The organism is Halogranum rubrum (assembly GCF_900114455.1).
Taxonomy (GTDB): Archaea; Halobacteriota; Halobacteria; order Halobacteriales; family Haloferacaceae; genus Halogranum; species Halogranum rubrum.
The window spans coordinates 173975-183773 of sequence record NZ_FOTC01000003.1 but is presented as its reverse complement, the minus strand read 5'-3'; the positions used below and the strand labels follow the sequence as shown (position 1 = coordinate 183773).

The 9799-nt window shown below is 63.9% G+C and carries 9 protein-coding genes and 1 pseudogene; 9 read left to right on the top strand and 1 reads right to left on the bottom strand.

Annotated features, from left to right (window positions below):
* The 9 genes and pseudogenes from BM083_RS14845 to BM083_RS14805 all read left to right on the top strand — a co-directional run.
* A pseudogene (locus tag BM083_RS14845) lies at positions 1–210 on the top strand (hypothetical protein); the annotation flags it as partial.
* Positions 207–1385 carry an inorganic phosphate transporter gene (locus BM083_RS14840; RefSeq protein ID WP_089870236.1) on the top strand — a complete coding sequence of 393 codons (1179 nt, stop codon included), beginning with the start codon at positions 207–209 and terminating at the stop codon, positions 1383–1385. The pseudogene BM083_RS14845 and the gene BM083_RS14840, both read left to right, overlap by 4 nt.
* A 282-nt stretch (positions 1386–1667) precedes the next feature.
* Positions 1668–2189, top strand: a complete 522-nt coding sequence (gene pyrE / locus BM083_RS14835) for an orotate phosphoribosyltransferase (protein WP_009366815.1) — start codon at positions 1668–1670, stop codon at positions 2187–2189.
* A 177-nt stretch (positions 2190–2366) separates the two neighbouring features.
* Entirely contained in the window at positions 2367–3080 is a 714-nt protein-coding gene (locus tag BM083_RS14830; RefSeq protein ID WP_049893679.1) for a phosphoribosyltransferase family protein, read from the top strand.
* 110 nt (positions 3081–3190) lie between these two features.
* Positions 3191–4612 carry an NCS2 family permease gene (locus BM083_RS14825; RefSeq protein WP_089870235.1) on the top strand — a complete coding sequence of 474 codons (1422 nt, stop codon included), beginning with the start codon at positions 3191–3193 and terminating at the stop codon, positions 4610–4612.
* Positions 4613–4786: 174 nt separating this feature from the next.
* A complete protein-coding gene (locus BM083_RS14820) occupies positions 4787–6181 on the top strand; it encodes an NCS2 family permease (protein ID WP_089870234.1) in 1395 nt (464 codons plus the stop codon).
* 53 nt (positions 6182–6234) lie between these two features.
* Entirely contained in the window at positions 6235–7590 is a 1356-nt protein-coding gene (locus BM083_RS14815; RefSeq protein WP_089870233.1) for a hypothetical protein, read from the top strand.
* A gap of 54 nt (positions 7591–7644) precedes the next feature.
* Positions 7645–9036: an aryl-sulfate sulfotransferase gene (locus tag BM083_RS14810; protein ID WP_245756902.1), complete on the top strand. Its 1392-nt coding sequence runs from the start codon at positions 7645–7647 to the stop codon at positions 9034–9036.
* 129 nt (positions 9037–9165) lie between these two features.
* Positions 9166–9423 (top strand): glutathione S-transferase N-terminal domain-containing protein, encoded by a 258-nt coding sequence (locus BM083_RS14805; protein WP_009366809.1) that lies wholly within the window; start codon positions 9166–9168, stop codon positions 9421–9423.
* A 9-nt stretch (positions 9424–9432) separates the two neighbouring features.
* On the opposite strand, the gene BM083_RS14800 is transcribed toward BM083_RS14805, so the two are convergent.
* Entirely contained in the window at positions 9433–9774 is a 342-nt protein-coding gene (locus BM083_RS14800) for a hypothetical protein (RefSeq protein WP_089870232.1), read from the bottom strand.
* Positions 9775–9799: the final 25 nt, after the last annotated feature.

Genomic DNA, 9799 nt, shown 5'->3' with positions numbered 1-9799 from the left:
GAGAAGACCGTCGAGGAAAAAGTCGGCGAGACAGTAGAGAAGACGGTCGGTGAGACAGTAGAGAAGACGGTCGACGAGAAGGTCGGCGAGACAGTAGAGAAGACCGTCGAAGAGACAGTGGAGAAGACCGTCGAAGAGCAGATGGCCGCCAAGAGTGAAGACGGCGACGCGGACGAGGCCACCGAAGACGACGAATCCGAGGACCGATGATCAGCGCACTGCTCGTCGCTGGTGTCCTCGTCTCGATGTTCGTCGCCTACAACATCGGTGGATCGACCACGGGCCCGGCGTTCGGACCAGCCGTCGGTGCCGACGCCATCTCGAAGCCCGCCGCCGCCGCGCTGATGGGCGTGTTCTTCTTCATCGGTGCTTGGACGCTCGGTCGGAACGTCGTGACGAAACTCGGTACTGAACTGGTCGTCGACACCGGTATCTTCACGCCCGAATCTTCCATCGCGGTCCTCTTTTTCATCGGGATCGCACTGCTGGTCGGGAACGTCTTCGGCGTGCCAGCCTCGACCTCGATGACTGCTGTGGGTGCAATCGCTGGGCTCGGGCTGGCCGGTGGCGTGTTGGACCTCGCTGTGATGGGACAGATCGTCATCTGGTGGGTCGTCTCCCCTATCATCGGCTTTTGGGTCTCGCTAATCATCGGACGATACTTCTACGCCCGGCTGAACGGGATGGTCGCGATGGAGCGCAGTACGGGGCCGTTGTTCGACGTCGACCGATCGGGCCTCGTCCCGATCCCCCGAGTCCACCGGACGACCAACCGCCGGGAGCTGGGTGGGACGTTCACCGTCGTCGCAATCGGTTGTCTGATGGCTTTCTCCTCGGGAACCTCGAACATCGCCAACGCCGTCGCACCGCTGGTCGGCAGTGGCGAACTGGCGATGAACCCAGCCATCGCCTTTGGGGGTATCGCCGTCACCATCGGGGCGTTCACCATCGCCCGACGGACCTTAGAGACGATGGGCAGTGACATCACGGAGCTCCCCCTTACTGCGGCCATCGTTGTCGCGTCGGTCTCCTCGACGCTGGTCGTCTTCCTCTCGGCGCTCGGTATCCCTGCAAGCTTCGTCATCATCGCCACGATGTCCATCGTCGGGTTGGGCTGGGGGCGGGCGACCCGACCGATGACCGCCCCCGAGGTGGTCGCCGGAGACGGAGGGCCACCGGTCACGGTCGACGCGCTTGCGGCCGACGAAGAGGGCGAGACGCTTCCGCCTATCGGCGCGGAGGACACCGAGGATATCCCCCGCCCAGGGGCGCTGTTCAACCCTGTGACGACCGCTCGGGTCGTCCTGATGCAGAACGTCGTGCCCGTCATCGCGACGGTCGGTTCCTATCTCACGTTCCGCTTCGTCCCGATATTCGGGTTCTGAGACGTAGCCAGCCGGAGACACAGTGAACCTCGACTGGAGACGGTGTTCGATTCTCGCACTGAGAATCGCTGAACTTCGACGAGAATCCCTCTGAGCGGCCTCGAACCTGTTCGCGTCGGTGTTTCCGTCACGGGGTCTCCGACGATTCGCTCTCCCTTTTCGTGCCATCCGCACACTCCGTTCACAGCGGCGCAACCGGAGCGACGCGACGCCACGCGCCACCTCTCTCTTGTCGACCACTAACCACCCCGTTTATACCGTTCCACCGTCCCACACCCAGTAATGGCGAATCAGGAACTCATCCAGGCGCTCCGCGACGCCGACGCCGTCCAGTTCGGCGAGTTCGAACTCTCTCACGGCGGGACGAGCGAGTACTACGTCGACAAGTACCTCTTCGAGACCGACCCCCACTGTCTGGAACTCATCGCCGAGGCGTTCGCCGAGCGACTCGACGACACGAAGTTGGCCGGTGTCGCCCTCGGTGCAGTCCCTCTCGTCGCCGTCACGTCCGTCGAGACGGGCAACCCCTACGTCATCGCCCGCAAGAAGGCCAAGGAGTACGGGACGGCCAAGCGCATCGAGGGCCGCCTCGACGAGGGCGAGGAGGTCGTCATCCTCGAAGACATCGCCACGACCGGTCAGAGCGCCGTCGACGCCGCCGAGGCACTCCGCGATGCGGGCGCGGAAGTCTCTCGCGTCGTCGTCGTCGTCGACCGCGAGGAAGGCGCGAGCGAGCATCTCGCCGAGAACGACCTCGAACTCGACTCGCTTCTCACCGCGTCGGACCTGCTGGCCGACCGGTAGTCCTCCGGAACGCTCTCGCTTGCTTCGCTCCCGAGACCCGACTCTCTCGATTTACCCAACTCTCCCGATTCCCTCGCTTCTCTGCAATCGTGTGTCGCAGCCTCACACAACTCTGCGCATCTTCTCGCCACCGCTATATCGAAGTGTTCATACTTGTGCAACCGCGAGTTCCACGGCATGAACCGAGCAGAGAAGGCCGCCCTGCAGTTACAGGCGGTCGCCGTCCTACGGATGCTCAAGGAGACGCGGACCTACGACGAACTCTCGGCGGTGACGGGTCTCCCGGCAGGTGACCTCAACCGGTACGTCAACGGCCACGTCCTCCCCGGAACCGACCGTGCCCGCGAAGTCGTGGAGGGAATCGGGCGCGAGGCGCTCTCGGACGAACTGGAAGCGCGCGTCGAGTTCGACGACGAGGGCTACGTCGACAACTCCGGCGTCGTCTTCGACCAGTCCTTCTTGGACCTCGTCGCGCCAATCGCCGCCAACGCCTTCGGCTTCGAGCGCCCGGACGTCGTGCTGACGGCCGCCACCGACGGCATCACGCTCGGTGCGGCGATGGCGAGTTACTTCGACGCCCGTCTCGCCTACGCCAAGAAGTCTAAGGAAACCGCAGTCGAGGACTTCATCGAGTCCCGTCAACGGTTGGCCTCCGGTATCGAACTCACCTACTACCTCCCGTCCAGTGCGCTGACTTCGGGCCAGCGTGTGCTCGTCGTCGACGACCTCATCCGCTCGGGTGAGACACAGGAACTCCTGCTCGACATCGCCCTGCAGGCCGACGCCGACGTCACCGGCGTCTTCACGCTCATCTCCGTCGGCGACGAGGGAACCTCTCGCGCCGAAGAGATCACCGACGCGCCGGTCGGCGCGCTGACGACGTTCGAGTAGCCGACTGTCTCTCCTCTCCGCTCTCCGCTGGCGTGTCGTTGTCTCGCAGAGGCCGCACGAACCGGCGCGCTTAAGCGACTGTTTCGACTGCACCAGAGGGGAACCAGTACATGGGAGTTCGCGAATTCTTCGACCTCGACGCCCACGGCACAGACCTTCGAACGGAGGCACTCGCTGGCCTGACCACGTTCTTGACGATGAGTTACATCGTCGTGGTCAACCCGGCTATCCTCGCGGCCGTCTCCGGCGAGAACGGGAAACCGGGCATCGCCGTCGCGGGCACGTCGACCGCGGAGGTCGTCCAGATGCTCGCCGTCGTGACCATCCTCGCGGCGGCGACGGGGACGCTCGTCATGGCGCTGTACGCCAACCTCCCGTTCGGACAAGCGCCCGGGATGGGGCTGAACGCGTTCTTCGCGTTCACCGTGGTCGGCGCACTCGGCGTCCCGTGGGAGACGGCACTCGCCGCGGTCGTCGTCGAGGGCGTCCTCTTCATCCTCCTGACTGCAATCGGCGCGCGGAAGTACGTCATCCGACTCTTTCCCGAACCGGTCAAGTTCGCCGTCGGGTCCGGCATCGGCCTCTTTCTCGCCATCATCGGCCTCCAGGAGATGCGCCTCGTCGTCGCCGACCCGGCGACGCTCGTCACCCTCGGCGACGTCGCCGCCGACCCGGTGGCGATGCTCTCCGTCGTCGGTCTCTTCTTCACCTTTGGACTCTACGCTCGCGGGATTCGCGGCTCTATCGTCGTCGGCATCCTCACGACGACGCTGCTCGGTATCATCGCCACCTACCTCAGCTTCGTCGACTCCGGTGTCCTCGCCATCGACGCCGTGAAACAGGGCGCTATCGTCCTCTCGGAGCTTCCGAGTGCGACGTACGACATCACGCCACTGGCCGGTGCGTTCGTCGGCGGCCTCGACCGGGTCGAACCGGTCACGTTCGCGCTCGTCGTCTTCATGCTGTTCTTCGTCGACTTCTTCAACACCGCGGGCGCGCTGGTCGGCGTCGGGCAGGTCGGTGACTTCCTCGACGACGACGGCAACTTCCCGGACGTCGACAAGCCGCTCATGGCCGACGCCGTCGGCACCACGGTCGGCGGGATGCTCGGCACGTCGACGGTGACTACCTACATCGAGTCCGCAACGGGCGTCGAAGAGGGCGGTCGAACCGGTCTGACTGCGCTCGTCATCGCGCTACTCTTTCTCGCCGCACTCGCCGTCGTTCCGCTGGCGGCGGCGATTCCGCTGTACGCCTCCCACATCGCCGTCGTCGTCATCGGCGTCGTGATGCTCCAGAACGTCGTCGACATCGACTGGCACGACATCACCCACGCCATCCCGGCGGGACTCACGATTCTCGTCATGCCCTTCACCTACTCTATCGCCTACGGCATCGCCGCAGGCATCGTCGCGTTCCCGCTCGTGAAGGTCGCCGCGGGCGACTACGAGAACCTCCGTGTCGGCCATCTGGCGCTCGCCGGTGCGTTCGTCGTCTACTTCGTCGTCCGGACGGGTGGGCTACTCGGGTGAGCGCGCTCGAAGGCTGACTCGCGGTCGACTTGGCGACTCCCCTTCGAATCTAGACACGCCTGTGCCCTAATGGCGTTTCTGACCGCGTTCCCTAGGGAGAAAATATGCATACATGTGTATTCGTGTGTACTTGGGATAACAACGCTTAAATGCATAATCACGGCTATGCACGATATGGGGCTTACAGAGTACTTCGACCTCGACGCACACGACACGACCGTGCGGACCGAGGTTCTCGCAGGCATCACCACGTTCTTGACGATGAGTTACATCGTCGTGGTCAACCCGGCCATCCTCGCGGGGATTCCGGACACGAAACCGGGCATCATCATCGACGGGTTCTCCCCGACACAGGTTCGGTCGATGCTCGCGGTCGTGACCATCATCGCCGCGGCGACGGCGACGACCATCATGGCGCTCTACGCCAATCGGCCGTTCGCACAGGCACCCGGTCTCGGCCTGAACGCGTTCTTCGCGTTCACCGTCGTCGGCGCACTGGGCATCCCGTGGCAGACGGCGCTCGCCGCCGTCGTCGTCGAAGGAGTCATCTTCATCCTGCTCACGGCTGTCGGCGCACGTGAGTACGTCATCAGGCTGTTCCCGCAGCCGGTGAAGTTCGCCGTCGGCACCGGTATCGGCCTCTTCTTGACTATCATCGGCCTGCAGGCGATGGGAATCGTCGTCGACGACAGCGCGACGCTCGTCACGATGGGACAGGTCGCCTCGAACCCCGTCGCTATCCTGTCGGTGTTCGGGCTCTTTCTCACCTTCGCGCTCTACGCTCGCGGCATCAAGGGCTCTATCATCGTCGGCGTCGTCGCCACGACGGTGCTCGGGTGGCTCGTCACACAGGCTGGTCTCGTCGCACCCGACGCCGGACTCGTCGCCGCATCGAGCAGCGCCACGTACGACATCACGCCGCTCGCTGGCTCCTTCCTGCAGGGGCTCGGGAGCATCGAGAGCTTCTCCTTCGCGCTCGTCGTCTTCACGTTCTTCTTCGTCGACTTCTTCGACACCGCCGGGACGCTCGTCGGCGTCGGACAGGCCGGCGACTTTCTCGACGAGGACGGCAACCTCCCCGACGTCGACAAGCCGCTGATGGCCGACGCTATCGGCACGACGGTCGGCGGGATGCTCGGGACGTCGACGGTGACGACGTACATCGAGTCCGCAACGGGCGTCGAAGAGGGCGGCCGTACCGGCTTGACGGCGCTCGTCACCGCCGTGCTGTTTCTCGCGTCGCTCGCGCTCGTCCCGCTGGCGGCGGCGATTCCGCTCTACGCCTCCCACATCGCACTCGTCGTCATCGGCGTCGTGATGCTCAGCAACGTCGTCGACATCGACTGGAACGACATCACCCAGACCGTCCCCGCCGGGATGACCATCCTCGTGATGCCCTTCACGTACTCCATCGCCTACGGCATCGCCGCGGGCATCATCTCCTACCCGCTCGTGAAGATTGCCGCAGGCGAGTACGATGACCTGCGTCTCGGTCATCTGGCGCTCGCCGGTGCGTTCGTCGTCTACTTCTTCGTCCGAACGAGTGGACTGCTCGCCAGTTCGGTCTGAAGTCGCTTTCTCGCTGACGAAGATTCATCCTCGTTGCGCCCGTGAGTCGCAGTATGGTTCCCGACGCAGAGGCCGTTCTCGAACTCTCTCCCACTGGGCAGACTGCCACCCTCTTCCGACCGGGATACGGTACCGAAGTCGGCGCGTTGGTGTCGCTCGAATGGCTCTCGACGGCAACCGACGAGTCGCCCGCTCGTCTCCGAGCGACACTGGCGAACCAAAACGAGTACCGGACGAAGTTTCAGACGCACCGTCTTCCGCCTTTCGAGCACGGGACCTACGCACGACTGCGTCGCACGGGAGAGGCTGCTTCGTCGCTTCATCTCGTCCCGGTTGAAGCTCATCCACTCACCGACGAGCCTCCCGAGTACGAACGGCGACCGTCGGGTCACTGGCATCTCGTCGGCGTCCCGCCGAAACAACCCGACTCGCTGTGGCTCGAACCCGAGGAGTCGGTGACGGGCGAGTACTACCTCCTCGGCGGTCGAGACGACGACGGCGTCTCGAACGGACGGTACGAGTTCGGTAACGCCCAGTTCCGACGAGATGGCTTCACTATCGTCCTCTGGGACACGGACGAACCGGGACCAACCGGGTCGTCACGACTCGAAGGAACGTCGTTCCCGTCGTTTGCCGACTCGGATGCTTCTTTCTTCTCCGAGGACTGGCCGATGTCGTGGTACCACGAGGCCGACGCGACGACTGAAGTCTACCTCGAACCATCGGCCGAAGAAGCGGTGATTCCGGGTCGCATCGACTTCACCCTGACAAACTACTCGGCCGATTCGGTGTACGGTAACCCCCAAGCGTGTCACCTGCTCAAGTTTGACGACGGAGAGTGGTACAGCATCGAACCGTCCGTGCTCGTTCAACCGGGACACACTCTCTACCCCGGTGGGACGCGGACCGACGCGCTTCGCGTCTTCGCAGGCGACCCCGTTCGCTGTGACGACGGTGTCGACGTCGGCGATTTGGGCGGTGGCCGCTACGCGTTCTCCGTCGGGGCCTACGACGAACAGGTCTACGCCGCCGTGTTCGACCTGCTCGGTGACCCACTCACCGTGACACCGACGGATGCCGTCGAGGTAATCGCACGTGACGACGACACCGTCACTGCCCGCTCGTCACGCGGTGACCCCGACGACGAGTACGCTAGATACGGTACCTACACCGTCTCGCGCGTCGCGGACGACTATCCGGAGGTGACCCGGTACGTCCCCGAGCAGGTGGTACGACGACAACCCTTGCGGGACGCACTCGGCCTTTTGCTCACGTACGATGTCTCGACCGCGACGGTCGAAGCGTACACACTCGACAATCCACTCTTCGGCGTCATGGAGACGACGTACTTCCGGTACGAGAGCGGCACGTACCGTATCTCGACCGCCGAGATCGACGACCGCGCGTAGCTCTCTCCGCCGCCGACCACAAAGCGTTTGAAGACCGCACACGCCGCTTCTACTGTGAACGACGCCCTCCCATCGCGACGGTGGCTGGTCCGTGGAGCCGTGATTCTCGTGATACTCTCACTGCTCGCACCGGCCGGTATCGCCGCCGTCACCGGCACGTCAGACCGGGCCGACTTGGCCCGCGGGACCGTCACGGAGCCAGCGAACGGAACCACAGTCGTCGGCATCCAAGGGTTCCACTTCCAAGACCAAGGTGCCAAGAAGAAACCCGCCCGCCTCGTCGCGGCCGGTCCGGAAGCCGAGACGAAGTGGGTCCACAACGGTATCGAGGACGACGTCTCGTGGTTCTACGACGTCGACCCACTCGACAACGGGAACCTGCTCGTCGTCTCGACGAAACCGGCCCACACGCTCGTCTACGAACTCGACCCCGACACGCAAGAGGCCGTCTGGACCGAGACGCTCGACACCGACGACACCCACGACGTCGACATGCTCGACAACGGTAACCTCGTCGTCGCCGACATGCGCAACTGGGAGAACGGGACGCCGGAGGACCGCATCTTCGTCTACAACCGCTCGACTGACGAGATAACGTGGGAGTGGAAGTTCAAAAACCACTACCCCGAGAGCACCGACGGCGGCTACCACGAGGACTGGACGCACGTCAACGACGTCGACGTCATCGACGAGCATCGCTTGCTCCTCTCGCCGCGGAACTTCGACCAGGCGGTCATCCTCAACCGCACGTCCGGAGAGATAGAGGACCGCCTCGGCAGCGACGGCGACCACGACACGATGTTCGAGCAGCACAACCCCGACTACCTCGAATCCGAGAACGGGACGCCCACGATTCTCGTCGCCGACAGCGAGAACGACCGTATCGTCGAGTACGCTAAAGAGAACGGTAACTGGACGCTGACGTGGGAACTCGGTGGCTCGGGGCAACTCAACTGGCCGCGTGACGCCGACCGACTCCCGAACGGCAACACGCTCGTCACCGATTCGCTGAACCACCGCGTCATCGAGGTGACGCCGCAGGGCGAAATCGTCTGGGAGTACTACGCGACGTGGGGACCGTACGACGCCGAACGCGTGGCCCACGGTGGGTCCTCGAACGGCCCGACCATCGCCGACATGAACGCTCGCGGAAGCTACGACATCACCGGAAGCGCGGGTCTGCAACCCGGCACCGGCGACGGCAAGACGTTCGCCGCGACGTTGGAGTCGACGTTCGCCGGAACGCCGCTGGCCGACCTCGCCTCGGAGGCGGCGTCGACGTGGTCACACGTCACGCCGTGGATTCGTCCGGCGTGGATGACTGGCTGGCAGTTCTTCTTCACGACGGTCGCGGCGCTCATCCTCGTCGGATGGGGCGTCGCCGAACTCGTCTTCCAGCGCCGCCGACTCGTCGGTCGAGTTCGCGCGCTAGGTAGCAGTCGCTGAGTGCAGGTTCCGACGAATATCGTTTCGACCTCTTTGTCTTCTCTTCTCCGCTCTACGCCTACCACCGTGTGGCGTTTCGGGCACACACCACCACCGTGTTCTTAAGTCCCCACACCCAATGTGGGGCCGATGGCACATCTCGAACTCTACGAACTCGAAGGCTGTCCGTACTGCGCCAAGGTCAAGAACAAACTCGCCGACCTCAATCTCGAATACGAGTCACACATGGTCCCCCGCTCGCACTCCGAGCGAACCGAAGTAGAGCAGGTCAGCGGACAGACCGGCGTCCCCGTCCTCGTCGACGAGGAACACGGCGTCGAAGGGATGCCCGAGAGCGACGACATCATCGAGTATCTCGAAGAGACGTACGGCTCCGGCGCGAACTAACCGCTCGACTCACGCCGCGAGCGCGGCGTCGTAACTCTTCTTTACGACCGGAAACATCGCGTCGAGTTCGTTGGGCGTCACCGCCACTGTCGTCCACGACGCCACCGCTCGACCGTTCGCGATGAAGGGAAACACCCGATGTGTCGCCGCCAACACCCGCCGGTCGTCATCGGGGAGACGAGTCAACGAGAGTCCTTGGTCGCTCAACACGGCGAAGAGTTCGCCGTCGGCGAGATACGACGGACAGCCGAACATCGTGTGACTCGACACGGCCGACCACGTCAGCACCTCACGCTCGAATGCGTCTCGAACCGCGGGGAACGAACCGACAGCATCTGGCCACTCTTGCATCGCTTCGCTACGACGTGAACGGAGA

Excerpts from the sequence above, each read along its gene's own strand:
- BM083_RS14800 (WP_089870232.1), bottom strand. The coding sequence starts at position 9,774 with ATGCAAGAGTGGCCAGATGCTGTCGGTTCGTTCCCCGCGGTTCGAGAC.
- BM083_RS14840 (WP_089870236.1), top strand. The coding sequence starts at position 207 with ATGATCAGCGCACTGCTCGTCGCTGGTGTCCTCGTCTCGATGTTCGTC.
- BM083_RS14820 (WP_089870234.1), top strand. The coding sequence starts at position 4,787 with ATGGGGCTTACAGAGTACTTCGACCTCGACGCACACGACACGACCGTG.
- BM083_RS14815 (WP_089870233.1), top strand. The coding sequence starts at position 6,235 with ATGGTTCCCGACGCAGAGGCCGTTCTCGAACTCTCTCCCACTGGGCAG.
- BM083_RS14830 (WP_049893679.1), top strand. The coding sequence starts at position 2,367 with ATGAACCGAGCAGAGAAGGCCGCCCTGCAGTTACAGGCGGTCGCCGTC.
- BM083_RS14825 (WP_089870235.1), top strand. The coding sequence starts at position 3,191 with ATGGGAGTTCGCGAATTCTTCGACCTCGACGCCCACGGCACAGACCTT.
- BM083_RS14805 (WP_009366809.1), top strand. The coding sequence starts at position 9,166 with ATGGCACATCTCGAACTCTACGAACTCGAAGGCTGTCCGTACTGCGCC.
- pyrE (WP_009366815.1), top strand. The coding sequence starts at position 1,668 with ATGGCGAATCAGGAACTCATCCAGGCGCTCCGCGACGCCGACGCCGTC.